At 39.2% G+C, this 25250-nt stretch carries 18 protein-coding genes; 10 read left to right on the forward strand and 8 right to left on the reverse strand.

Annotation, left to right across the window (positions count from 1 at the left end; translation table 11 throughout):
* Nucleotides 1–99: 99 nt before the first annotated feature.
* On the reverse strand, nt 100–687 hold the full coding sequence (locus ACJV2T_RS02505) for a restriction endonuclease subunit S (protein WP_419399032.1): 588 nt from the start codon (nt 685–687) through the stop codon (nt 100–102).
* A gap of 139 nt (nt 688–826) precedes the next feature.
* On the opposite strand from ACJV2T_RS02505, the gene ACJV2T_RS02510 reads away from it, so the two are divergent.
* On the forward strand, nt 827–3859 hold the full coding sequence (locus ACJV2T_RS02510; RefSeq protein WP_419399033.1) for a type I restriction endonuclease subunit R: 3033 nt from the start codon (nt 827–829) through the stop codon (nt 3857–3859).
* A gap of 314 nt (nt 3860–4173) precedes the next feature.
* Here ACJV2T_RS02510 and ACJV2T_RS02515 read toward each other — a convergent pair whose 3' ends face one another.
* Together ACJV2T_RS02515 and ACJV2T_RS02520 are read right to left on the reverse strand one after the other, a co-directional pair.
* Entirely contained in the window at nt 4174–4572 is a 399-nt protein-coding gene (locus tag ACJV2T_RS02515) for a toxin-antitoxin system HicB family antitoxin (RefSeq protein ID WP_415683480.1), read from the reverse strand.
* 17 nt (nt 4573–4589) lie between these two features.
* The gene (locus ACJV2T_RS02520; RefSeq protein ID WP_415683481.1) at nt 4590–4838 is read right to left on the reverse strand and encodes a type II toxin-antitoxin system HicA family toxin; all 249 of its coding nucleotides are present in this window, start codon (nt 4836–4838) and stop codon (nt 4590–4592) included.
* A 126-nt stretch (nt 4839–4964) separates the two neighbouring features.
* Between ACJV2T_RS02520 and ACJV2T_RS02525 the strand changes: the two genes are divergently transcribed.
* From ACJV2T_RS02525 to ACJV2T_RS02545, 5 genes are all read left to right on the forward strand, one after another.
* On the forward strand, nt 4965–5729 hold the full coding sequence (locus ACJV2T_RS02525) for a hypothetical protein (RefSeq protein WP_419399034.1): 765 nt from the start codon (nt 4965–4967) through the stop codon (nt 5727–5729).
* Entirely contained in the window at nt 5719–8400 is a 2682-nt protein-coding gene (locus ACJV2T_RS02530) for an HAD-IC family P-type ATPase (RefSeq protein WP_419399035.1), read from the forward strand. Before ACJV2T_RS02525 ends, ACJV2T_RS02530 begins: the two co-directional genes overlap by 11 nt.
* Before the next feature lie 85 nt (nt 8401–8485).
* Complete coding sequence (locus ACJV2T_RS02535; protein WP_419399036.1) at nt 8486–10006, forward strand: L-serine ammonia-lyase; 1521 nt, start codon at nt 8486–8488, stop codon at nt 10004–10006.
* Nucleotides 10007–10286: 280 nt separating this feature from the next.
* Nucleotides 10287–10694, forward strand: a complete 408-nt coding sequence (locus tag ACJV2T_RS02540; protein ID WP_004107148.1) for an FKBP-type peptidyl-prolyl cis-trans isomerase — start codon at nt 10287–10289, stop codon at nt 10692–10694.
* A gap of 71 nt (nt 10695–10765) precedes the next feature.
* Nucleotides 10766–11245: a GreA/GreB family elongation factor gene (locus ACJV2T_RS02545; RefSeq protein ID WP_004110818.1), complete on the forward strand. Its 480-nt coding sequence runs from the start codon at nt 10766–10768 to the stop codon at nt 11243–11245.
* Nucleotides 11246–11395: 150 nt separating this feature from the next.
* Here the strand turns inward: ACJV2T_RS02545 and lexA are convergent, their stop codons facing one another.
* The gene (lexA, locus tag ACJV2T_RS02550) at nt 11396–12070 is read right to left on the reverse strand and encodes a transcriptional repressor LexA (protein WP_415683582.1); all 675 of its coding nucleotides are present in this window, start codon (nt 12068–12070) and stop codon (nt 11396–11398) included.
* A gap of 217 nt (nt 12071–12287) precedes the next feature.
* Between lexA and ACJV2T_RS02555 the strand changes: the two genes are divergently transcribed.
* Nucleotides 12288–12665 (forward strand): LysM peptidoglycan-binding domain-containing protein, encoded by a 378-nt coding sequence (locus ACJV2T_RS02555; RefSeq protein WP_415686942.1) that lies wholly within the window; start codon nt 12288–12290, stop codon nt 12663–12665.
* Nucleotides 12666–12897: 232 nt separating this feature from the next.
* Nucleotides 12898–13353 carry a transcriptional regulator NrdR gene (gene nrdR, locus ACJV2T_RS02560; RefSeq protein ID WP_419399037.1) on the forward strand — a complete coding sequence of 152 codons (456 nt, stop codon included), beginning with the start codon at nt 12898–12900 and terminating at the stop codon, nt 13351–13353.
* Nucleotides 13354–13414: 61 nt separating this feature from the next.
* On the opposite strand, the gene ACJV2T_RS02565 is transcribed toward nrdR, so the two are convergent.
* Together ACJV2T_RS02565 and ACJV2T_RS02570 are read right to left on the reverse strand one after the other, a co-directional pair.
* Nucleotides 13415–15691, reverse strand: coding sequence for a HelD family protein (locus ACJV2T_RS02565; protein ID WP_119527506.1), 2277 nt, complete (start codon nt 15689–15691; stop codon nt 13415–13417).
* Nucleotides 15692–15803: 112 nt separating this feature from the next.
* Nucleotides 15804–16730: a hemagglutinin gene (locus ACJV2T_RS02570; RefSeq protein ID WP_415687788.1), complete on the reverse strand. Its 927-nt coding sequence runs from the start codon at nt 16728–16730 to the stop codon at nt 15804–15806.
* Nucleotides 16731–16982: 252 nt separating this feature from the next.
* Here ACJV2T_RS02570 and ACJV2T_RS02575 point away from each other — a divergent pair, with 252 nt between their 5' ends.
* The gene (locus tag ACJV2T_RS02575) at nt 16983–18425 is read left to right on the forward strand and encodes an MFS transporter (RefSeq protein ID WP_415686939.1); all 1443 of its coding nucleotides are present in this window, start codon (nt 16983–16985) and stop codon (nt 18423–18425) included.
* A gap of 160 nt (nt 18426–18585) precedes the next feature.
* On the opposite strand, the gene hrpA is transcribed toward ACJV2T_RS02575, so the two are convergent.
* Both hrpA and ACJV2T_RS02585 read right to left on the reverse strand, forming a co-directional pair.
* Entirely contained in the window at nt 18586–22671 is a 4086-nt protein-coding gene (hrpA, locus tag ACJV2T_RS02580; RefSeq protein WP_419399038.1) for an ATP-dependent RNA helicase HrpA, read from the reverse strand.
* Between the two features lie 75 nt (nt 22672–22746).
* The gene (locus ACJV2T_RS02585; RefSeq protein WP_415687790.1) at nt 22747–23448 is read right to left on the reverse strand and encodes a class I SAM-dependent methyltransferase; all 702 of its coding nucleotides are present in this window, start codon (nt 23446–23448) and stop codon (nt 22747–22749) included.
* A 263-nt stretch (nt 23449–23711) separates the two neighbouring features.
* Here ACJV2T_RS02585 and hflX point away from each other — a divergent pair, with 263 nt between their 5' ends.
* Nucleotides 23712–25166, forward strand: coding sequence for a GTPase HflX (gene hflX, locus ACJV2T_RS02590; protein ID WP_050543387.1), 1455 nt, complete (start codon nt 23712–23714; stop codon nt 25164–25166).
* Nucleotides 25167–25250 lie beyond the last annotated feature (84 nt).

Here is a 25250-nt window from a genome sequence, read left to right on the forward strand (position 1 = left end):
TTGCATAGTTTGCTTTAGAGAACGATACTATTAAATAATTTATTGATTTGTTTTGGGTGAAGTTTTGCGTAACTCATCTATAAATAAGAATTTAGCTTTCTAAATGTCGAGATTTGATACATCAAGTTCTCCAGACATTAATCGTGGTAACAGAGTATCACGAGTGACAACAAGTCTATCGTTTTGAGCTCGAAGATTACGAATCTGTGCAAAAATCGGTTGTATGACCGAGTTAAAATCACTCAATTCTGCCTCTGATGGTATAACGATAGGCATTTTGCTCAAATTGGTTTGGCTAATCTTTGGCTGAACAGCTCCAGTAATAATTGATTTGACATTGGTCAAGCTGAAAAGTAAATAAAGCGTTTCAACAGTAAAGCCGTTTTTACCCGTAATAATATGTGCATGATTGTTCACCCAGAACTTTCCTTCCACATATTGCAGAATCGGAAAGCCATTGTTGTCTACAACAGTTCCATCTTCGCCAAGAAGTAGATAGATTCCGTCAAAAAGGTACCTATCAACATAGTCCATTACTGAAGTAGCTCCATAATACGGATAAAGCTTTGTGAGGGTGGCTCGTTCACGACTTGAAAGTGGTATGCGTTTGGAATCGTGTAGTTCTATGATTTCCGAAACTTCACCAAGATGCCAATCTGGAGGTATCTCACCATTGAGGGAATGCAAATCAACAAAACGATCCTTATAAAGAGCTTGTGCCTGCTGAAGTAAATTCTTATTTATCTAAATAAATCGGGTTATATAGTGCAAAACTTACCTAATAGTAGGATAATAATAGAAATCCTAATACGAGGGAGTGTGAAGCATGTCAGAATCCTATACTGAAGCAGATTATGAAAATTCTATAATAGAGCTTTTTCAAAATATGGGTTACAGGTATGTATATGCTCCAGACTTAGAACGTGATTTTCATAGTCCTTTATACGAAGAAGAGCTTAATGATGCTCTGTTTAGGCTGAATCCTCGTGCATCAAAACATGCGATATCAGAAGCGTTGCGCAAAATCAAGAACTTTGAGAATGCAGAGCTTGTGCAAAAGAATGAATTGTTCATGAATTATTTGCAAAATGGTGTTGAAGTAAAATATTTTGAAGATGGTGAAGAGCATTCAGATATTATTTACCTTGCAGACTACGAAAATAAGAATAATAACTCTTTTGTTGTAGCTAATCAGTGGACATATATTGAAAATAGCAATAAGCGACCTGATGTTATTTTGTTCCTTAATGGATTGCCAGTAGTCTTAATGGAACTGAAATCTCCTTCTAGAGAAAACACTGATGCTTCAGAAGGTTATTTGCAAATTAGGAACTACATGCAAGAAATTCCTTCCATGTTCATATACAACTGCATTTGCGTTATAAGTGATCAGCTTACGAGTAAGGCTGGCACTATTACTTCCAAAGAAGATCGTTTTATGTGTTGGAAATCTAAAGATGGAAGCTATGAAAATACGCAATATGCACAATTCGATACTTTCTTTGAAGGCATGTTTACTAAAGAACGCTTGCTTGATATTATAAAAAACTTTATTTGCTTTTCAGAAAATGGTAGTGAATTAATAAAGATTTTAGCTGGCTACCACCAATATTTTGCTGTTAAAAAAGCTATTGAATCAACTAAACGTGCGTCGGAAACAGATAGAAAGGGCGGTGTTTTTTGGCATACACAAGGAAGTGGAAAATCATTGTCTATGGTGTTTTATGCACACTTGCTTCAACGTACTTTGAACAGTCCAACAATAGTTGTTATTACTGATAGAAATGATTTAGACGATCAGTTATATTCTCAGTTTGCTAAGTGCAAGGATTTTCTTAGGCAGGAGCCTAAGCATGCTGAAAGTCGTAATAATTTGAAGAGTTTGCTTGAAGGAAGAAAAGCAAACGGAATTATCTTCACTACTATGCAAAAGTTTGAAGAATCTTCTGAACCATTGTCAGATCGCAAAAACATTGTTGTTATGGCTGATGAAGCGCATCGTAGCCAATATGGTCTTTCTGAAAAAGTAAACAGTGAAGGTGAAATTAAAGTAGGCAATGCGCGAGTTATAAGGGATGCTCTACCTAACGCAACTTTCATAGGGTTTACTGGAACACCTATTGAAGCTAAAGATAGGAATACTCGCGAAGTGTTCGGTGATTATATTGATGTTTATGATATGACTCAAGCTGTTGAGGATGGTGCTACAACTCCAGTTTACTATGAGAGTAGAGTTGTAAAACTTAAGCTTGATGAATCAACTTTGCGCATGATTGATAATGAGTATGACGCAATGGCTGATTATGCTGATTCTGAAGTTATTGAGAAAAGTAAGAGAGAAGTTGCAACTCTTGATGCAATTCTTGGTAATGATTCAACAATAGACTCACTTGTTAAAGACATTATTAATCATTATGAGAATTATCGCGAAAATCTTTTAACAGGCAAGGCAATGATTGTTGCGTATTCTCGTGAAATTGCAATAAAAATTTATAATAAGATTCTTGAATTAAGACCTCAATGGGATAAAAAAGTCAAAGTTGTGATGACTGAAAGCAACAAAGATCCTGAAGAGTGGAGAACAATTATAGGCAATAAAAGTCATCGTAAGGTTCTTGCAGAAGAATTCAAAGATGACAATAGCGATATGAAGATTGCGATAGTTGTTGACATGTGGCTTACTGGCTTCGACGTGCAATCGCTATCAACTATGTATATTTATAAACCAATGCAGGGCTATAACCTTATGCAAACTATTGCGCGCGTAAACAGAGTATTTGCAGGTAAAGAAGGTGGCTTAATAGTAGATTATGTAGGCATTATTTCTGCTTTGAAGCAGGCTATGAAAGACTATACCGTAAGAGATAAAGAAAATTATGGGGATATGGATATATCTCATTCTGCTTATCCTAAATTCTTAGAAAAATTGTCGATTTGCAAAGATCTTTTTTATGGATACGATTATTCAAAATTTGTTAATGGAACTAATTTAGAAAGATCAAAAGCTGTTTCTGGAGCAGTCAATTTTATACTCGATGTAAGTAAAGAGAAAGAATTAAAGAATTTTGTAAAAGAAGCGCTTCTATTGCATCAAGCATTATCTTTATGCTCGTCAATTGTTGAGCGTGATTTAAGAGTTGAAGCAGCATTTTTTGAGTCTGTACGCGTTATTCTATCTCGTATAAGTGATAGCGGAGCTAACAGGAAAATTTCTCTTCAAGAGATGAATAGCAGAATTAACAATCTTCTTAAAAATAGTATTAAAAGTGAGGGTGTTATAAATCTTTTCTCCGACATTAAGAAAGGTTTTTCAATCTTTGATCCTGAATTTATGAGTGAAGTCTCAAAAATGAAGGAAAAGAATATTGCTGTAAAGATTTTGGAAAGTCTTATTTCGGAACAGGTTCGCATATACAGAAAGACAAATGTTGTAAAATCTGAAAAGTTTAGCGAAATAATGCAAAGTATTATGAATAAATACATTAATGGCATGATTACCAACGAAAAGGTCATAGAAGAGTTATGTGATATGGCTAAACAGATTATGCATGAAAAAAATATTGGTAAAGAACTTGGTCTTACTGATGAAGAACTTGCTTTTTATGATGCCTTAACGAAGCCGCAAGCTATAAAAGATTTTTATGAGAATGATCAGCTTGTTGCCATTACAAAAGAGCTTACAGAAACATTACGTAAAAATCGCACTGTTGATTGGCAAAAGAAAGAAACGGTACGCGCTAGAATGCGATCTTGTGTTAAGCATCTTCTAATGAGGTATAAATACCCTAGCGATTTAGAGCATGCAATTGAAACTGTTATGAAGCAGTGTGAACAGTTGCCCGATAGAACAGATTTGTAGTGCGGCAAAGGTCTGTGCGTGTTGTGTGGGGAGTTGTGTGGTTATTTCACAATATGACTATCACTAATCTTTTTACGAACATGAATTACGTAGTAGAATCCTGAAGTTTGTATACAGTTTATATACAGTGACATTCACATATGTACAGTTTTTTGTGATACGTATTAATGTTTTAATAAAGTGATATTCGTATGAAGGGGTATTGAAATTGCGCTGCAAGTAATCACTGATGATTGCAAGTGATTGTAGATAAATCGCCAGCAAATCCTTAATTTGTAAGTAATTGCTTATGAATTAGTATAGGTATTTATTCTCTACGCTCGCTCAAGCACGCGTTCAATAGCGTTATTTTGCGAAAGAAGATACACGCAATACTGGTTCATGCTTATGCCTTCGGCTTGAGATTGCTCAGCCAATTGCCTGTGTAATTCTTTAGGGAGACGCAGTTTGAATTGACCAGAATAGTCATTCAGCTCATGGTAAGACGGCTCTTTTATGTTGATTTTGCTTTCAAGAGCTGCTTCAATCCAAGCGTGTTTAGCGTCCTGTGCATTTGCTGCTGCTTCCTGTTCGGACTCTCCCGAACTTATGCATCCTGGCAAATCAGGGTAGTAGGACACAAATCCGCCTTCGTCTGGATCCTTTACAATTTCCAACTTATACGGTAGTGACATGTAGTAGCTGAGTGTTTTATTTGTTAATGTTTTTACCATATCCAATTTCCTACTTTTTACTGTTTTTCTTCTTCTGCTGCTTCTACTACAGCTTTCACCATTTCTACGTATATCTTTTTTATTGGTTCATGTTTTGGAATTGTTATTGGGTTTGCGTGTTCTTTGCGAAAAGTATAATGGCTACTTCCGCTTCGTGGATTGCACATCTCATATCCGTAGGATTCCAATACTTTTCTCAATTCATCAAATCGCATATCTTTGGATAGGCTAAGTATTTTCCTAAGTAATTTGTCCCATTGTGACATTTAGCTCCCCAGTAAAATAGCGTATTTGATGTGTTTATAAAAGTATAAGTGGTGTTATATATGGTGTCAATGGGTTAATGTACTACAATTTGTAGAATTGTATAAAATACCCCAAAACAGCCACTTATGTTGAAGGTGTGGTATAAAAGTCTTATGTTTTCTAAACGCGCTATTACCATTTTTGCGGCTGCTATCGTAACTGCTTTAGCGCTGGGCACGTTGAGTGCTTGTGAGCCGCAGGGTAAAGCTGTGGGGAATACTGGTCGCGTTGGAGACATAATTCACGATGGTGTGGATATTGACGATATTCATCTACTTGTAATTGGTTCAAAATTAGCTGCGCTTGATGACGAAGTTATGAAGCATTGTAAAACGTCAAAATTGAGTGCCTCTTATGTGCCGATATCAAATGTTGCTAATCCTAACGAAGCTGCTCAGCAAGCTATTCGCGCTGCAAGCGAGCAGCCTGTTTCATTAATACTTATAGACGCGCTCGACGTAACAGGCGTTGACGATCCGCATAATGTTAATAATCAATCAAATATAAAAGAGAATAACAAGCTTAATAACAGCGCTCGCAATAAACAAAACGAAAGCAAAGCATGGATTTCTGCGCTGCAATACGCGCGTTATGCTGGAGTGCCAGTTGCGTTAATAAATCCTGTAAAAGCGCCAAAAGACGCAACTTTATACGCAGCTACTTTGTATTTTGATGGCGATGGAAGTGAAATCGGCAAAAATATTCATGAATCTGATTTATCAAAAAATAGCGAATCTTTAAATAACAAAAAAAAGAAATCAAAATTTGAGTGTTCATCTTTGCTAAGCATTGTTCGCGCAATAATTGACAATACGCCACACGGTAGGGAAGTGATTATAAATGACAAGTAATAAACAAAATGCGATAGCGTCTACAGAAAGCAGCAAAAATAACGCTATTGCGGCGCTTCCTAAAGTAGAAGTTTTTGGTTTGAGTGACGAAGAGGTTACAGCAGCAGTTTCTCGCGGAGACGTGAATATTACTTCTAAGCAGACTTCTCGTTCTTTAATGGATATTGTGCGCGCGAACGTGTTTACATTGTTTAACGCGATTATTTTCACAGCAATGGTTGTCGTGCTTGCAACTGGTTCGTGGAAGGATGCTGTTTTTGGTGTAGTAATTCTGGTAAATACTGGAATTGGCATTGTGACTGAATTAAAAGCAAAGCGCACTTTGGATAGGCTTTCTATATTGGTTGCTGCTCGCGCAATGGTGCGTAGAGGTGGAGAAAATATTGAGATTGCGCACAAAGATATTGTTCTTGGGGATGTTTTGTGGCTTAGAGCTGGCGAGCAAGTTCCAGCGGACGTAAAAGTGCTGGAATCGTGGGGCTTGGAAATGGATGAGTCCATGCTTACGGGCGAGTCTGCTACAGTTCGAAAAGCAAAAGGTGACGACGTTTATTCCGGATCTACTGCAGTTTCTGGAATGGCTTTAACGCGTGTTACTGCCGTAGGAGAGCACAGTTACGCTGCAAAATTGGCAGCGCAAGCGAAAGTTTATACTAAAACAATTTCCGACTTAAGCCGTGGAATTAACACGATTTTGAAGTATATGACGATGGTTGTGGTGCCTTTGTGCGTGCTGCTTGTGTGGTCGCAAATGCACAAGGCTGGCGGATTCGTTGAAGCTTGGCAAACTGGTGCTTGGAGAGGAGCTGTTGTTTCTGCTGTTGCAGGCGTTGTTGGCATGATTCCAGAGGGCTTGGTTCTTCTTACTTCGCTTAATTTTGCTGTGGCTGCTATGCGACTTGCGCGTAAGCAAACGTTAGTTCAGGAGTTGGAATCTGTAGAAACTTTAGCGCGTGTAGACTGCTTGAACTTGGACAAAACTGGCACTATAACCGACGGTGGTATTGCATTCGTTGGTGTAGAAAATCTAGATAATAATAGTGCCGAAATATCTTTGCAGACAAACTTGCAAACTAACTTGCAAACTAACTTACAGACAAACTTACAAACCAACCAAGCTTTATTTGACTTATCTAATGAAGAAAATCCGAACGCAACAGGTGTTGCGATTATGGAAGGGCTTGGTGCTCAAGGAGTTGCAGCTAGCGCGCATGTATCTAACCGTCTTCCATTCTCTTCTGCTAGAAAGTGGAGTGCTGTGCAATATGTACAAAGCAGTGGAGAGCGTGCAACTTGGTATATGGGTGCTCCGGAAGTGTTGCTAAGCGCGATTAATTATGCAAATACTAATGAACTTTTAGAGAAAGTTAATTCTTATGCCGAGCAAGGCGAGCGCGTGCTGCTGCTTGCAAAAGTAAGTAGTGAAAGTAGTGCTGTAAGTAGCGAAAGTAGCGGAGTAAGTAACGTCGAAAGTAGCAGCGTAAGTAGCGTAACAGAAACAGATAAAACTTTTAGCGATTCTCCTACTATTTGCGCAAATGCTCAGCCTGTTGCTTTAGTTCGCTGCTCTGAGCGTATTCGTAACGATGCTCGCAAAACGCTTAAATGGTTCCGTGAGCAGGGTGTGCGCTGCCGCGTAATTTCGGGAGATAATCCTACAACTGTTGCTGCTGTTGCTGCAAAAGTTGGCTTAACGGGAGATCGCAAGCCTGTTGCAATGGACGCTAGAAAATTGCCAGAAGATATTAACGAATTGGCTAAAGTGCTTGAAAATGTGGATGTGCTTGGGCGCGTGCTTCCTCATCAAAAGAAGGCGATTGTTCAGGCGCTTCACACTCAAGGTCATGTGGTTGCTATGACTGGTGATGGTGTGAACGATACTTTGGCTCTTAAAGAAGCAGATTTGGGTGTTGCTATGGGCAATGCTGCTCCTGCTGCAAAAGCTGTAGCTCAAGTGGTTCTTGTCGATTCGCTCTTCTCGCATTTGCCGGATGTTGTAGCTCGTGGTAGGCAAGTGATGGCAAATATGGAACGTGTGGCCGGATTGTTCCTTGTAAAAACTGTTTATTCTGCGCTTATTTCTGCAGGAGTTGTGCTTCTAGCGTTGCACTTCCCGTATTTGCCTCGTCACATTACTTATATTGGTTCTTTAACTATTGGTATTCCAGCATTTTTGCTCGCTTTAGCGCCTAATACTCGTAGATACATTCCAGGTTTCTTGAAGCGAGTTGTTCGTTTTGCTGTTCCTAGCGGATTTGCTATAGCTGCTTCTGTGCTCGCTACTGCTGTTATAGCTCCGCGAGTTTTGGGATTAAATCTTGACGATGTTGTTGCAAATAATTTGATAGCATCTCGTTTTATTGTTTCAAACGTGCAAGCTTTGGCAACCACTCGCAGTATTTGTTCCGTAATCGTATTTGTTCTTGGCATACTCGTGCTTGCAAGCGTTGCCAAGCCGTTGCGCTCGTGGAGAGGAATTATGGTTGCGCTATTTGCTGCAGTTGGAGTTGCTGGAGCTTTTATACCGTTTACTGCAAAGTTCTTCGAAATTCACGTGCCAGCTGCAGGAAGCGCGTTTACTGTAATGCTTATAGCTGTTGTTTTAGCTGCAATCCTCTGGTTTGTGTGTGTGAGTTTAGCAAACTTGTTATCTAAACAAAGTAAGAAGTGAACAATCTAACATATTTCTAATGTAATTAGTGTGTCGACGTGAGCTTAATGATGCTTACAATAGATATGTGTTTAGTATTTTAGAGATGTTTTCAGTTGGGGTTGGTCCTAGTTCTTCACATACAGTAGGTCCTATGCGAGCTGCGTGTTCGTTTGTTTCATCGCTTAAAAAAAGTGGTACTCTTGCAAACGTTGCGCATGTAAGTGTGACTCTTTACGGATCACTGTCTTTAACAGGTCTTGGTCATGGCACTGATCGCGCTTGCGTTGCAGGTCTTGAAGGAAATCTTCCAGATAATGTAGATACTGATCATATGCTTACTATTCGTCAGGAATGCAAAAAAACTGGCACTTTAACGCTCGCAGGTGAGCATACCATTGCTTTTGATTACGATAAGGATGTAATTTTTGAAAAATGGATGCGAATGGTTGTTCATCCTAATGGAATGCGTTTTGTTGCAACTGATTCTGACGGCAATAAAATCGATGAGCAAGTTTGGTATTCAATTGGCGGCGGATTTATTCGTCAAGGGTGTGCAGATGATGCAATGGTTGGCTTGCATGAGCGTGTTACTGAGCAAGATGAAAATAATGCTAGTAAGAATGGTGTAAGCGAGAATAATAGCGAAAATAATAGCGAAAGTAATAACGAGAATAATAGCGATAATGCTGCAAGCTCCTCAAATCAAACAAAAGATTCCACTGTACCTTATCCTTTTACTTCATGCGACGAGCTTATAAATATTTGCCGAGAAAAGCATATGTCAATAAGCGATGTTGTGTGGCAAAACGAGCTTGCATTGCATGAAGGCGATGCTGACTACGTGCGTAACTATTTGCTGCATGTTTGGAAAGTTATGAGTAAATGTGTGGAAAACGGATGCAACTCAAAGCAACCGATTTTGCCAGGAGGTCTTGATGTGCCTCGCAGAGCTCCTCGCATGTATGAGCGCTTAGCTGCAAATTCAGACATGCTTCGCAATAATCGTCGTCGTTCGGATGCTGCTTTAGAAAGTTCAGACTCTGCGTGGGTTAATCTTTTTGCGCTCGCTGTTAGTGAAGAAAATGCTGGTGGTGGGCGTATTGTTACTGCTCCAACGAATGGTTCTGCAGGAATTATTCCTGCAGTATTGCAATATTATTGGCGATTTGTTGATTCTGCTAATGAAGATGGGGTTGTGCGATTCTTGCTTGCTGCAGGTGCTGTTGGCTACTTATTTAAGCGAAATGCTTCAATTTCTGGAGCTGAAGTTGGTTGCCAAGGAGAGGTTGGTTCTGCTTGTTCGATGGCTGCTGCAGGATTGTGTGAAGTGTTGGGAGGAACTCCGGAACAGGTTGAAAATGCTGCAGAAATCGGTATAGAACACCATTTGGGATTAACTTGCGATCCTGTAGGCGGTTTGGTACAAATTCCTTGTATTGAGCGCAATGCTATGGCTGCAAATACTGCAATTAATGCTGTTCGAATGGCAATGCTTGGAGATGGCTCGCACATGGTAAGTCTTGACAAAGCGATTAAGACTATGAAAGAAACTGGTCATGACATGATGTCTAAATATCGCGAAACCTCAAAAGGAGGACTAGCTGTAAACGTTGTTGAGTGCTAATTTGCTAATATTGCGGCATTAATTTGTTGATGTTTTGAGATTAATTTTTGCTAAGTTATACACAATGCGTATATTTCATGTACATACGTAACGTTTCAGTGCTAATCTAGGACAGGTTAATCTAGGAAGTGTTAGTCTAAACTGCATTTATTCGAATGTGCATTTATTTAAATGTACTATTTAAAATGCGCTGCTTTAGTAATGCAGGATGGTTAAAAGCTGTCTGTGTAGATGTTATACTGTTCAGATTATACTGTTTGGAGTTTGTAAAGGAGGAAATATGGCACAAGATATGCCAGAAGTGATTGCAGAATTTGGCACTACGCCAACGGTGACGTTCCCTGAATCTGAACCGCCAGCAGGTCTTAAAGTTGTTGAATTAGTTGAGGGTAATGGTCCTGTAGTTCGTGCCGGTGACACTGTAACTGTGAATTATCATGGTGTGGTTTGGGGTAGCGACAAGCCATTTGATTCAAGCTTTGCTCGTCATACTCCAGCTAGTTTTGGTATTGGTGTCGGTCAAGTGATTCAGGGCTGGGATCGCACTGTTCCAGGTCATAATGTTGGGTCTCGTTTGTTGATTTCTATTCCTCCAGAGTATGGTTATGGCTCTCGTGGCATACCTCAAGCCGGTATTGGCGGCGGAGACACTTTGGTATTTGTTGTTGATATTATTTCAACTCGTTGATATAAGAGCGTGAATTTTATTTGCGCGCGAATAGTTTTTATTTTTAGAGATTGTTGGATAAGGAGGTAGCAATGGCTGAAGAAAAAACTATTTTACTTACGCAGGAAGCGTATGACAAACTAAAAGAAGAGTTAGCACATCGTGAAGGTGAGTATCGAGAAGAAATCACTGAGCGTATTGCTGCAGCTCGTGCTGAAGGCGATTTGTCTGAAAATGGTGGTTATCAGGCTGCTCGCGAGGAGCAAGGAAAGAATGAAGGTCGCATTAATGAGCTTATTGTAAAGCTTCGTAATGCGAAGATTCTTGAAGCTCCGAAGGATGGCACTGTTGGCAATGGTTCTTTGGTTACTCTTGAGCTAGCAGGTCGTGAAATGACTTATGTTCTTGGTTCTCGCGATATTGCTGTAGCTACAGATTATGACGTTATTAGCCCGGAATCTCCAATTGGAGCAGCTATTATGGGTGCTCATGCTGGTGATACTGTTAGCTATGCGGCTCCAAATGGACGTGAAATTTCAGTGACAATTAAGGATTCACATCCACTTGCGTAAGTTGCGTAAGTTGTGTAACTTGCGAAGTTGCGTAAGTTACATGATTTTCATAATCTGCATAAGTTGATTTTATAAATATTATTCTCCCCACTTAGTCCATATTTTGAAATAAGTGGGGAGAATATTTTTTGAGGGGTTGGTGGATAAGTTTTATATTTTTCGCAAAACTGTAACAACTTTTCCCATAATAGTTGCGTGTGATCCGTCAATAGGAGAGTAAGCCGGATTATGTGGAATAAGCCATACGTGACCGTGGTCATTTCTGAAAGTTTTAACAGTCGCTTCGTTATCTAGCAGTGCTGCAACAATATCTCCATTTACAGCCTCATGCTGCTCTCTAACTACTACATAATCGCCATCGCAAATAGCGGCGTCAATCATTGAATCGCCGTGTACTTCAAGCATAAAAAGATTTCCTGTACCTGTAAGACGTTCTGGCAATCGCATTACATCTTCAATATGCTGTTCTGCTGTTATTGGAGCTCCTGCTGCGATTCTTCCCACTAGAGGAACATCTCTAGAATTTATAACAGAATCAGATTCATATGCGCTAATGTTGGCAACTCTTGAAGAATCTTCATTAATTTTGTTATTTGAATTGTTTTTAACAATTGAATTATCAAGAATTTCAATAGCGCGACCTTTATTTGCATTAATTCGCAAAATCCCTTTATCTTCAAGTGTTCGCAATTGATGTTTCACAGAAGATGGGCTTCTAAGTCCAACTGCTTCTCCGATTTCGCGGAAAGAAGGAGGGAATCCATGAATTTTTATATTGTTTTGGATGGCATTGATAATATTGCGTTGGCGGTCAGTAAGTGACATTGCGTTAATATCGCTAGCATTAATGCCGTTGTTATCGTTATTTGTGCCATCGTTGTTCATGATGCTCCTTTCGCTTTTACTATTTTAACGCACTTTCTTAAAAAAATCAAACATCTGTTCGACACGCCGTTGCAACTATCGAACAAATGTGTCATTATTAATACACCTGTTCGATAGAACAAATGTTCAGTCGATTAAGGAAGGAGAAAGGACAGTTATGAGTACGTCATTAATTAGAAGTGGCAGGGAAGTTAGAGTAGGTATGCAAGAAAATACTTATTTGATTCGTAAACGCTGCGTTTCTAATAAGCATGCGCGCAAAACTAGAGTTTTTCGTGTAGCTGTACTTTTGATGACAGCAATAACATTCTGTACATTGTTTATGCCAAAGACTGCTGTTTCTGCGATACCTGAAAGAGTTGTTACATATACAGTTCGTCCTGGAGATACGTTATGGAATTATGCTGCTACTATTACTCCTAAAAACGGTGATATATCAGATAATGTAGAGCGTTTAATGGCTTTAAATCATCTTTCTTCTGAAGATTTGGTAATCGGACAGTCTATTAATGTTCCATTAAATGATGCTCAATAGTTGATTGAGTACAAATAGTATGAAAATGGGGGAAATATGAGAAGGGAAAATATTACTATATTTGAAATTGAAACTGATGAGATAAGTTTTATTGAAAATGATGATGTAATATTCAGTGTGTTTTATGGAGTATTTCGGATTATGGACAATAAAATCGTATAATATTCGGAAATATTTGAATAAAGTGAATAATATTATGTAGTTTTTCGCTATTTTTTAGTATGCTGAATATATGCATTGTCCTTTTTGTAAAAATTCTGATACGAAAGTTATAGATACTCGTATCAGTGAAGATGGTTACTCTATTCGCCGTAGACGTGAATGCCAAGTTTGTGGTAATCGATTTACTACGGTGGAAACAACTCAGTTGCTTGTAATGAAGCGTTCAGGCTCTATTGAACCTTTTGATCGAGCAAAAGTTGTTGCCGGTGTTAGCAAAGCATGTCAAGGACGTCCTATTAATGCTGAAGCGTTAAAGACAATTGGTATGCGAGTAGAAGCTGATTTGCGAGCACGAGGTTTAGCGCAAGTTACATCTGAAGAAGTTGGCAAAGCTATTCTTAAGCCATTGCGTGAATTAGATGAAGTTGCATATCTTCGTTTTGCAAGTGTGTACCAAAACTTCACAGGTCTTGAAGATTTTGAACATGCCATTGAAGATTTAAAGCGCAGTAAAACAGAAGGATAATAATTTTATCGATTGTTGTTGCAGAATATCTATTTCCTGCGCTTTTGCATTATTTTGAGTTCTATTTCTCAAAATTTGCGTCATCTTTAGTGCGTATTATATGCAATTTTTGAGTTGGTCTAGTCATTGCAACATATAGATTGGCTGCAGCAGCTAGTCTAGATGCTGCTTCCTGCTCAATTTGAGAAGGTTGCAACACTATGACAGCGTCATATTCAAGACCTTTTACTTCCTCAGCTGTGCAAACGCTGCATTGGCAATCATCGGCATTTTGTTTGTTTAACTGATTCCATAATTTTTCAGGTAATGCATGTTCTAATGCTTGGTTTACAACCTTTTTAGCATGGCTAACCATGCTGTTAGGAGTAATGATTGCAATACGACCACTACCATCATCAGAGACAAATTTTTCGAATAGTTTTGTGCAAGATTCTGCAAGTGCAGTATCGAGTTCATCTTGTGATTCAACCGTTTGTGATACAAGTGAATCAGGTACTGAGCGAACTGCATGAACAGTAGAAATGTATAATCCTGAATCTGTTGCAACCTTGCTTGCTGCTTCAGAAACTTCACTAGGATTTCGATAATTAATTGTTAACTCGTAAAGATCCCAATTTGGTTCTCCAAATAGAGAATTCATATTCTTCTGCCATCTGTGAGTTCCTCCGAGCGCAGAAGTCTGTGCAACATCGCCAACAATAGTAAAGGAGCGTGAAGGACAACGACGAATAAGCATTCTCCAATCCATTGCTGTAAGCTCTTGAGCTTCATCGACAACTACGTGACCATATGTCCACTCGCGGTCAGAAGCTGCTTTACGGGCAAGCATTCCTGCATCGTCGCCTTGCAGATTATCAAGAAGCATATCGGCGGTTACTATGCCATTTCCAATACCAGCTTGTGCTAGAGTGTCAGCTGCAAATTGCTGTTCTTCAAGTTTTTTTGCCTGTGCTGCAGATCTTTGAGCCTCAAGTTTTGGATCAGGACCAAGCAATTCCATAGCTTCATCAAGTAATGGAATATCAGAACGAGTAAGCGGGCTGCCTTTTGGTCTAGTAAGTGAGTTGATATCTTCGTTGCTTAACCAAGGTGCGTATGTGCGTAATTTGTCAGGTTTAGCAAAAAGTTGGTCAATAAGCCATTCTCCAGTCATAGGTAACCATGCAAGATTTAAAGTAATGCGCAGTTTATCGTCAAGGCGAAGTTGAGAAGTTATATCGTTTAATTCAGCTTGATCTGGAACATAATCAAGTTTTTCCAAATAACGATTTTTCAATATGCTGAGCACGGTTTTTATAAAAGTATTTCGCGCTTGGTTGTGAGGCTGGTGAGTTCGTTGAGCATCTGATTGAGCTATCTCAATATCTTCTTTTAGAAGAGGAATACTAAATCCTCCAACATGAATTGTTGGAAGATTTTTAGGAACGCGAATACGAGCGGCAATTGCATTCGCAATAACTGTTCGCATACGATACATTCCCTTTAATTTTGCTGCGTATGGAGAATCTTCAGCTGTAGCACAAATTCCAGGAATTAAGTCGGAAATAGTTCTACTTACTACACCTGTTTCACCAAGAGAAGGGAGTACTTGATCAATATAACGCAAGAATGCCGAACTTGGACCAACAATAAGAACTCCTGAACGCTCAAGTTTGCGCCTGTGAGTGTACAACAAATATGCTGCTCTGTGCAAAGCAACAGCTGTTTTTCCTGTGCCAGGACCTCCCTGTACAACAATAGTGTGATCAAGAGGAGCGCGAATAATTCGATCTTGTTCTGCTTGAATAGTGGCAACAATATCAGTCATTTTGCCGGTTCTGCGAGAACCTAAAGATGCGAGCAGTGCTCCTTCGCCAGTAAGAGTACCTTGTTGTGAAGCTTTTCCTATTTCATCAGAATGTATGTCAAGTACTTCATCTTCAACACCAATAACGTCTCTGAAACGGAGTGTAATATGACGACGCATAACAATATCGCCATGATGCGAAGGGGTTGCCTCATAAAAAGGTCGTGCAGCCTCAGCGCGCCAATCTGTAAGAATAGGATCATGGTTTTCGCTAAGCAAACCAATGCGACCAATGTATCGCCTAATGCCTTCTGTGTTATCAAGCCTTCCAAAAACAAGACGATCTTCAACAGCTCGTAATTGTGTAAGACGATCTTCGTACATGGTTGCGAATGAGTCGCGCTCTGTGCGCTGTGTTGGTGAACCGTGCGAACCTGACGCGCGCACAGCGTCTAAGCGCGCGCGAATAGTATTACGCAAATCATCTAGACGGCTATAAGCTCGGTCAACAGCTTGTTGTTCTTCGCCAAGTTGTGAGGAATAGGTAGACATACGCATCCATTCTTCGTAAAATACCGCAACCAATTGTGCCAAAAATTAGGCATTTAAGTATACCTCGACGCTTATACACCGAGATTGTATTCCTATGTCGATCTAATGAATATTATTTGCGAGGATCTCCGAACCATGCAGAGTAAATCAATGAAAAATTGCGATTTCCATATGCTGAGCACGAATTTCCTTCGCCGTATCCAGCTTTTAACGATTCTATATTTGGCTGATAAGGAGTATAGATATAAAGTAATGCAGTAGCCTTATTTTCGATATAAACATTGCTAGATCCACATGATTTATTTGGCGAATATTGAATTGTGTTAATCGTGTTAGGGTGGTAGTTATATTGATCGTTATGAAGAAGATAATATCTATATCTTCTTGCAGAACCAATTACTTGTTTAAAGAATCCTGCAAAACGTGGGTTGCAATGAGAATCATCTGGACAATCTAATCCCATAGCTGATTTGTATTGGAAATCGCTAGGATCAGTGTCTGTTACAAGATGTTGTTCTTTTTGCAGCATTGTAAGTAGTACTCGTTGACTGATATGACATGCTTTTGCTGATTTGTATATTATGTCTGCAGAAGATTCTTTGCTTACACCTTGATACTTTGAACATAGTGAATCGGCAGGAATAGTGTGAGTATTAAAGTACGCATTTTTTAAGCAATTTTTACCAGTGCATTTTGCTCCTTTTTTGCGTATAAAATTGCGTACTTCATCTTTACTCATTGCGTTATCGTCAAAAAATTGAGAATCAGAAATAATATTTCCTGGATTAAAATCAAAGCGTGACACAAGTTGTTCTTGTTTGTTGCGAAGATCAGAAACAGTCTGCTCCCAACGTATCCACTGAACAACAGGAATGATAATAGCAATGCCTATGACAGCAATAATAATGTTTCGTAAAATTTTATTGGAGTAAAACTTATGCTTTAATGAACTGTTGTTTTTATTGTGATGAGTACCACTATTATGTTCACTATTTAGGTTGACATGAATAGAATCATGTTTCTTTCTTCTCTGCACCATGTTTCCTCCTACTTAGCTTGTTACATTATAAGTGATATGCGAATCATTTTATTATTATGATTATTTTTTAAAATTGTTCCTAACTTTTATTGTTGATTGTAACTATCAAACTGTAGAATTATCCGATTGAGTAGCTACGCGCGAAGAATTTGTTGCGATTAACTTAGATTGTTATGGCAGATTGATTTATTTGCAGTAGTTTTCTGCATAAATATTGGAATTATTAGGCTGTGGCAGGGGAGTAAGACGGTGATGATTGGGACTAAACGAATTGATTGTTCTTCTGTGGATCCTTATGATGACCCAGAAATGCGCGATAAGGTTGCTGTCCGTGCGTTAATACTACTGCTTATTACATTTGTTATTAGCACTTTGTGCTTGCAAGGTTTCAATCTTGTTTATAAACAAGTTGGTATAGATGTGAAAGCTGTTGATCAAGCGCCCCTTATAACAGGTTTACCTGGCATTATTTTAGGAATCGTATGCTTTATTTATGGTTCTTTAGGCGACTTTGTGTCATTAAAAAAGCTTGTAACTATTGGATTAACATCTTTGTTTATAGGCTCAGTTTTTGGATTTGTAGCTAATTCTTGTTTTGAACCAAATTTGTGGACAGTTATTGCTGCCCGTATTATGCAAACAACTGGTGAACAAGTAGCAGGTTCATCATTCTTAGTAATTGCAACAAAATATTTGCGAAATGATTTGAAAGTTATCTTCTTCGGATTATTTACAGCATCGTATCAGCTTTCTGCATGTATTGGAGTGTTTTCAGCAGGATTGTTAAGCTCTATTGCTTGGCAATATTTATTCTTAATTCCAGCATTAACTATTCTAATATTGCCGTCATTATTACATTATTTGCCAACAAAAAATGGCAACGGTAAAAAAATTGATGTTGTTGGTTTTACAGTCTTTGGATTTGCTGTTGCATCTCTTACATTGTTCATTTCATACGGAAACTTGTTGATGCTTATTTCAGCAATTATATTGTTTATAATTTTTGGTATTTACATTAGTAAAGCTAAAGAGCCGTTTGTTACGCCAGCTTTCTTTAAGAATATTCGTTGGCTTTCTGGCATAATTTTGATGGGCATAATATACTTCACGAATTATTGCATAAGCCCACTGTTCAATAGAGTTGGAAAAACTTTATATAACATGACTACTTCACAAGTAGCTTCTTATTTAGTTTGGGCTTTTATTGTTGCTGCAATATTCGGTTCATGCTCAGGCTTAATAATTAGTCGTATAGGAAGGAAAACGAGTTTATTATTAGCAATATTGTTTATACTTTGCGGATGGATTGGTATTGCAGTATTAATAAATTCTGGATTCTTAGCTATAGCTTTGTGTGCATGTGTTTATTATGCAGGTTGTGGAATGGTGTATTCTCCACTTGCTTCAACAATTCTTTCTTCTCTTCCAGTTGAAGAATCTGGCAGAGGGTGCGGAATGAATGATTTAGCTATTAGTGTTTCTGCGTCTGTTGGTGTAGTAATTTTTGACGGAATATTAGATAAAAACATGTTGAATGGAGATTCTATAACGGGTGCTTCTGGTATTTCGTCTGGATTTGCAAACATATCTCTTATGTGTGCTGCTGTTGCATTATTAGGAATTATCGTATTTGCATTCAGAAACTTTATTACTAAAGAAAGCAATGCAATCGAAGTAGACGAAGATCAAGAATAAGACCAAAAATAATAGTAAAAGCAAAAATCAAAAGCATAGAATTATAATCGACAATAGCTTAACAACATTGCAAATAAAGTTTGCTTGCAACATTATGAGCAATATTGTTTACAACATTGCAATCGCTAAGAAAAATATATGCATATATGCGAAACAGCTTTTACTTTCCGTCAATTATCTTTCTCATGCGTTGTATGCTAATCGGATATGCAGTTCCCAATTCTTGCGCCCAAAGAGACACATAGAATTCTTCACACATCCAGCGTAATTTCTCAGCGATTATTTGTGACTCGTCATGAGCTGGTCCCGCTGGGATTTTCTGAGCGTCTTCTTGAGATTTTACTACAAGCTTATGTGCTTCATCTGCTTGCCAAGCCCAACGCACGTCACGGTTTTTATCTGCTTTAGCTTTAGTAAGACGAATCACGTCTGCATGCAAGTAGCGTTCAATACGAGGTAGAGAATCAGATGGAGTTTTGGCAATAAATCCTTCGTATACAAGACTTGCAGTGTGTTCGCGTATTGATTGCAACACTGAAAGCAAAGGCAAATCAGCCTTGCCGGAAACAGTTTTACTAATTTCTGCATCACGCTTCAATATTGCGATCACATCGTGCGCTATATCGTATACTGTGTCCTCGTATATTTCAGATACGTTTGCAACAGTTTCGCGTAATAAATTATCATCAGTAATATTATCTGTGTTCGCAATTAGTCGTTTTACTGCAGACATTTGCAAGTCTTCTGCTAAAGCATTAGAAGTTGAATAAGGTGCAGATGCGAGCATTAAAGCTTCAGAACCAAGCCACCGAGAAGTAATGCGCTTATTGTCTAAATGCAGCATGTTCAATGCACTTTGCCAAACCATTTGCGCGCGTGAAAGATTTGTAGCACCAGATTTGTGTAATAAATCTGCTCGTTCAATTACATGCCCAGCTTGTGCTGCTTTATTTGCTTTGATATTTACAACTTCTCGCGCGGATTCTTGTGCTTCTTTTGCAAAACGCTGTTGCAATGCAATTAATGATTTGTCGGTACCAAGAATAGTAGGTTTTACGCGATTAGAGTACTTGTTACGACCTGCAGGTTTATTGCGATTTTCGTTAGCTTTTCTTTCTTCAACACTAAACGTCATGCGCAAGTATGGTGATAGTCTGCTTATTTGCTCGTCGTCGAAAACTTCCGGATGTATTTGCGCTCCAACTACACAAATTGCAGCTTTAGTGAAAACTTCTCTAAAATCTTGCCATTCGCTTTTTATATTTCTTTCTGTTTCTTCAACCCCAGGAAGCTCGTCGTAATGTTCGTCAATCCAAGAGCGGATTTTTTGAGCAGTGTCAGGAGCTGGAACAAACTGTACTCGTAGAGCTTTAGGCAAAGATTTAATCATGCCAATAATAAGCTCATCAAGCAAACCTGGAACATTCCAAGTAAATTCTTCAGGAGTTAAACGCGAAAGTGTGTGAAGAGGCACATGCACTGTTACGCCGTCCAAAGGATTAGCTGGATCATACACATAACTTAAACGCAACCTTATAATCTGACCGTCTGTACCAACTGTATTCCAATGGTCAGGATAGTCAGCTAAATCAGTGCTTTGCGTAGTTTGTAAACGTTCAACTTCATCGGGATTAAAGTCTAACTTGTGTGGATCTTCTTCGCGATTATCTTTCCACCATTTTGCAAGAGCTGCAATAGTAGTTGCTTCTTGAGGAATGCGAGTGTCGTAAAAAGTAAATAAATCTTCGTCGTTTACAGTTTCGCTTATTTGACGAGTGCGATTTGCTTGATTATCTGCGTCTTCAAGCACATTGTGATTATTTGAAATAAACTCATCGTGTGCAAAACGCTGTTGCACGTCTGCTTCAACTAAGCCTTGACGAATCATAATCATTCGGGCTTCGTAAGGATTAACTCTAGCCCATTGAACTGTGCGATCTTGAACAATAGGCAATCCGTATAGTAATACTTTAGATTTTGCTACAGCAGCACCTTTAGAAGCGCTCCAATGAGCATCTGAATACGTGATTCTAGTAAGATTTTTAGCAAGTGGCTCAGCCCAAGCAGGATCGATTTGTGCACAATATCTTGCCCAAAGTCTAGAAGTTTCAACTAATTGCGTACACATAACCCATGAAGGAGTTGTTTTAGAAACAGATGAAGCTGGGAATATTGCGAATCTTCCTCCGCGCGCGCCTTGATAGTCGTTTTTAGCCATTTTTTGAGCGCGTTTCATAGCGCGAATTTTTGCTAATCCGTGCAAATTAGCAAAATCTGAAGCTTTCGGTTCGCGCACTACTTGCATTCCCAACATAGAAAGCAAGCCTGCAAGCATCGACGAGTGTATACCTTGCGAATCCCAAGAACAGCACAAGCTGTGAGCAGCCTGCTGATTATTAGGAAGTTGACGAATTTCCAAAGATACTCTTTTAGATGGAATGGGCTCGCCAACTTTATAATGCAACTCTTTACACAAGTCTTGAAGTTGATTAACTAAATCTTTCCACTGTTTTAAACGCAAAAAGTGGAAGAATTCCGCTTTACAAAGTTTGCGAAGAGCATTATTACTCATATTTCCGTCTGCTTGGAAAATATAATCCCAAATATTTAAAGCAGTTAAGAAATCGCTTGTTTCATCCGCATAACGATTATGAAGTCTATCTGCTTCTTCACGCTGTTCTTCAGGGCGCTCGCGAGGATCTTGCAAACTCAAAAACGCAACAATTACAAGCACTGCAGCAAGAGTATTCGGAGTAGTTTTACGCGCCGCTTCAATAATCATGCGTCCTAAACGAATGTCAATCGGCAATTTCGAAAGCTCGCGTCCAATATGAGTTAAAGTGATGAAACCTGATTTTCTGCTTATTGCGCCAAGCTCGTTAAGCTCATTAAAGCCGTCGCTTACTGCTTTCATATCAGGAGGGTCAATAAAACCGAAATTCGTAATATCTTCGCCAGTTTTAGCAACGCCTACTGAAAGCATGTGTAATACTACTGCTCCAAGCGAAGTGCGAAGAATTTCAGGATCTGTAAAACGAGGTCGAGTTTCGTAATCTTCGCGCGAGTAAAGTCTAATAGCAATACCGTCCGCGATTCGTCCGCATCGTCCAGAACGCTGATCTGCGCTCGCTTGAGAAATCGGTTCTATAGGAAGCCTTTGCACTTTTGCAGACTTGGAATATCGGCTAATTCTCGCAAAACCAGGATCGACAACGTATCGAATCCCAGGAACAGTAAGCGAAGTTTCAGCAACGTTCGTAGCAATAACAATGCGTTGATGAGAGTGGTGTTCAAATACTCGATGCTGATCTTTTGCAGAAAGACGCGCAAAAAGCGGCACTATTTCAATAGCGTCAGCTCGCTTCATATCACTTGCTCGAGTGCCAAAATATGAGCGTAATCCTGATTCAAATTCGCGAATATCGCGCTCGCCGGAAGCGAAAACCATAATGTCTCGCGCGCCTTGCTCGTGGCTTGAATGAATCACTAATTGAGCACATGCGCGAGTTACTGCAGATGTCATATCTTCATCTGTAATATCGTCTCGATTGCTTTCGCTAGATTGGCTTTCTGCAACAGTTTCCTCATCCATTGTTATGTCTGCAAAGCCGGGTACGTGTCGCATAAGTGAAGGAGCGGATCCAAGCGGTTCATAAAGAACTCGCACAGGGTAAGTGCGTCCAGAAACTTCAATAACAGGAACTTTTATGTGTAAAGCTTGCTCAAAATGTTCACGGAATTTTGCAGAATCTATTGTTGCTGAAGTAATAATCAGCTTCAAATCGCGTCTTTGCGGAAGTAAAGTTGTTAAATATCCTAGCAAAAAGTCAATGTTAAGACTGCGTTCGTGAGCTTCGTCAATAATAATCGTGTCGTATTTAGTAAGTAGAGGATCTCGCTGAATTTGCGCAAGTAAAATACCGTCAGTAACAATTCGAAGCTTTGTTTTAGGTGAACTTTCGTCGGTAAATCGCACTTGGTAGCCGATTTCTTCGCCCAGTTTTACTTCCATTTCGCTTGCGATTCGCTCAGCAACAGTGCGTGCAGCTAAACGGCGAGGCTGAGTGTGTACGATTTGCTTACCTCTTCCGCCTCTTCCAAGCTCAAGTGCCATTTTTGGGATTTGCGTAGTTTTACCGGAGCCGGTTTGTCCGGAAACAATCACGACTTGTGAAGACTTAATTGCTTCTATTATTTCGTCGTGTGCTGCGCAAATAGGAAGCTCAACAGGGTAGTCGAATTTCATAGTGTATATTTCTTTTCGTAAATTTTTTACTTTTTGGTACTACTTTGGTACTTCTTTAGTACTTTTGGTACTTCTTTAGTGCTTACTTTTTAGTACTTCTATAATTCGGTATCCTTTAGAGCTTGCATATTTTTCAACGCTGTAGTTTTCGCCAAGATTTTCAGCAAGCCAAGGAATAAGCGAGTCTGAGCCAAGATTTTTTTGCACAACTAAGTAAGCTGCTCCTCCTACTTTTAAACGCGGAATCCAAGTCATCAAAATGTCGTGCAACATTTCTTTTCCAACGCGAATTGGGGGATTGGACCATATGAGATCAAAATTATTAAATTCCAAAGTATTATTTTCTTTTAAAGCGTCATCTACTAAAGAAGTGCGAATATGCTTTAAGCCAGCGTTTTTTGCGTTTAGTTCAGTAAGCTCTAGCGCTCGCTCATTTACATCTACAGCTACAATCTCAGCTTCTGGAGATTCTAAGCCCATTGCAATGCTTATAGGACCCCATCCGCATCCAATATCAAGGAATTTGCCATTTTCTGGTGGTTTTGGAGCATGTTTTAGCAAAACAGACGTGCCTAAATCAAGCTTAGAAGCACTAAATACTCCGTTTGAGACTTGTATAACAGTTTCATGATTTCTCAAAGTTACATGTAACGTTCTTCGCTCATCGCAAGATGATGGTGTTGCAGAAAAGTATTGTTCGCCACTGATTTTTTGCGTTTTTTCTGATTTTGGTGATTTGGTTTTATCGTATTGTTTAAATTGTTGATGACTTTCCATAATCTCGCTCAAAAATACCGTATTTCGCCTATAAATTTAAATTTATTAATATACTTTTTACCATTGTATCTTTATTTACATATCATACATATATATTGGTTTATATATTGTCGTCTCAAGTCACCATAATAAGACAAACGTTGTAAAACGCTATTTACAATGAAATAGAGGAGGGACAGTTGGCGGATAGTAATGTGGCATCCGGGCGAGATGATGCGCTTAATTTAAACGATTTTTCCTCCCTCGAAAATGATTCTACTAATATGAATGAGCATAATCTCACCAATAATGCAGTGCTTTATGCTCATTCGGATGTGCTTCTAGACACTACTTCGGACAGTGAAAAGCATGATGAAGCTTGGCAGGAGCGTGAATCTCGTAATGCTTTAAAGCGAGTAGCTGGTCTTGGCGAATTACAAGATGTTACCGAGGTTGAGTATAGAAAGCTTCGTCTTGAGCGCGTTGTGCTAGTAGGAGTGTGGTCTAGCGCAAAAGGAACTCTTGCTCAAGCTGAAGAATCGTTGCGTGAGCTTGCAGCGTTGGCGCAGACTGCTGGTGCTGTTGTTTGCGATGGCATGTTGCAACAAAGATATAGACCAGATGCTGCAACTTATGTTGGTTCAGGTAAAGCGCGTGAGCTTGCAGCAGTAGTTGCTCAACATGATGCAGATACGATTATTGTTGACGATGATTTACCACCTAGCCAGCGTAGAGCTTTAGAAGATGCAACCAAAGTTAAGGTTGTCGATCGCACTGCTGTTATTTTGGATATTTTTGCTCAGCATGCTACAAGCCGTGAAGGTAAAGCTCAAGTTGAGCTTGCTCAATTGCAATATATGCTTCCGCGATTAAGAGGCTGGGGTGCTGCTCTTTCTAGGCAGGCTGGTGGTAGAGCTGCAGGCGATGCTGGTATTGGTTCTAGAGGTCCTGGCGAAACTAAAATCGAAATGGATCGTCGAGCTATTCGAAATCGTATTTCTAAACTTCGCCACGATATTGCAAATATGGCACCTGCGCGCGATGTAAAACGTGGTTCTCGTAGACGACAAGATATTCCAACTGTAGCTGTTGTTGGATATACGAATGCTGGCAAGTCGTCTATTATAAATCGCCTTACTGGTTCACAAGAATTAGTAGAAAATGCACTGTTTGCAACTCTTGATACTGCAGTACGTCGTTCTCAAACTCAAGATGGTAGAAGCTATACTTTGGTAGATACTGTTGGTTTTGTTCGCAGACTTCCAACTCAATTAGTTGAAGCATTTAAATCCACTTTGGAAGAAGTTGGACAAGCAGATGTTATTTTGCATGTAGTTGACGGTTCGCATCCAGATCCTATTTCGCAAATTAATGCAGTAAACGAAGTTCTTGCTAATATTTCTGGTGTAGAAGATATACCTCAAATTATGGCATTGAATAAATCAGACATGATGAGTGATGCTGCGCGAGAACGTTTTTCTTCTCTTTATCCTGATGCCGTTATTGTTTCTGCATTTAGTGGCGAAAATTTGCAAATATTGCGCAATCGTTTAGAAGAATTGTTACCGTCACCTCGTGTTCGTGTAGATGTAACTTTGCCGTACGAGTTTGGTGGATTATTATCAAAAGTTCGTGAAAATGGTGTAGTTGAAAAAGCAGAATATGTAGATTCTGGGGTTGAACTTATTGCTTGGGTCGGACCATCGTTAGCTGCAAAACTTATGAAAGTAGCGTTGTAATAATAAATTCCGGTGGTGCGATTAGAGTAAAGGTGTTCATACCAAAAGCTCTTAATGTGAGAGCAGCCCTTAGTAATGCATAAA

This window comes from Gardnerella phocaeensis (assembly GCF_048545075.1).
Classification (GTDB): domain Bacteria; phylum Actinomycetota; class Actinomycetes; order Actinomycetales; family Bifidobacteriaceae; genus Bifidobacterium; species Bifidobacterium vaginale_J.

What these genes read in the sequence shown, in the direction of transcription:
- ACJV2T_RS02510 (WP_419399033.1), top strand. Translation starts at nt 827, where the DNA reads ATGTCAGAATCCTATACTGAAGCAGATTATGAAAATTCTATAATAGAG.
- ACJV2T_RS02515 (WP_415683480.1), bottom strand. Translation starts at nt 4,572, where the DNA reads ATGGTAAAAACATTAACAAATAAAACACTCAGCTACTACATGTCACTA.
- ACJV2T_RS02520 (WP_415683481.1), bottom strand. Translation starts at nt 4,838, where the DNA reads ATGTCACAATGGGACAAATTACTTAGGAAAATACTTAGCCTATCCAAA.
- ACJV2T_RS02525 (WP_419399034.1), top strand. Translation starts at nt 4,965, where the DNA reads ATGTTGAAGGTGTGGTATAAAAGTCTTATGTTTTCTAAACGCGCTATT.
- ACJV2T_RS02530 (WP_419399035.1), top strand. Translation starts at nt 5,719, where the DNA reads ATGACAAGTAATAAACAAAATGCGATAGCGTCTACAGAAAGCAGCAAA.
- ACJV2T_RS02535 (WP_419399036.1), top strand. Translation starts at nt 8,486, where the DNA reads ATGTTTTCAGTTGGGGTTGGTCCTAGTTCTTCACATACAGTAGGTCCT.
- ACJV2T_RS02540 (WP_004107148.1), top strand. Translation starts at nt 10,287, where the DNA reads ATGGCACAAGATATGCCAGAAGTGATTGCAGAATTTGGCACTACGCCA.
- ACJV2T_RS02545 (WP_004110818.1), top strand. Translation starts at nt 10,766, where the DNA reads ATGGCTGAAGAAAAAACTATTTTACTTACGCAGGAAGCGTATGACAAA.
- lexA (WP_415683582.1), bottom strand. Translation starts at nt 12,070, where the DNA reads ATGTCACTTACTGACCGCCAACGCAATATTATCAATGCCATCCAAAAC.
- ACJV2T_RS02555 (WP_415686942.1), top strand. Translation starts at nt 12,288, where the DNA reads ATGAGTACGTCATTAATTAGAAGTGGCAGGGAAGTTAGAGTAGGTATG.
- nrdR (WP_419399037.1), top strand. Translation starts at nt 12,898, where the DNA reads ATGCATTGTCCTTTTTGTAAAAATTCTGATACGAAAGTTATAGATACT.
- ACJV2T_RS02565 (WP_119527506.1), bottom strand. Translation starts at nt 15,691, where the DNA reads ATGTCTACCTATTCCTCACAACTTGGCGAAGAACAACAAGCTGTTGAC.
- ACJV2T_RS02570 (WP_415687788.1), bottom strand. Translation starts at nt 16,730, where the DNA reads ATGGTGCAGAGAAGAAAGAAACATGATTCTATTCATGTCAACCTAAAT.
- ACJV2T_RS02575 (WP_415686939.1), top strand. Translation starts at nt 16,983, where the DNA reads ATGATTGGGACTAAACGAATTGATTGTTCTTCTGTGGATCCTTATGAT.
- hrpA (WP_419399038.1), bottom strand. Translation starts at nt 22,671, where the DNA reads ATGAAATTCGACTACCCTGTTGAGCTTCCTATTTGCGCAGCACACGAC.
- ACJV2T_RS02585 (WP_415687790.1), bottom strand. Translation starts at nt 23,448, where the DNA reads ATGGAAAGTCATCAACAATTTAAACAATACGATAAAACCAAATCACCA.
- hflX (WP_050543387.1), top strand. Translation starts at nt 23,712, where the DNA reads ATGAATGAGCATAATCTCACCAATAATGCAGTGCTTTATGCTCATTCG.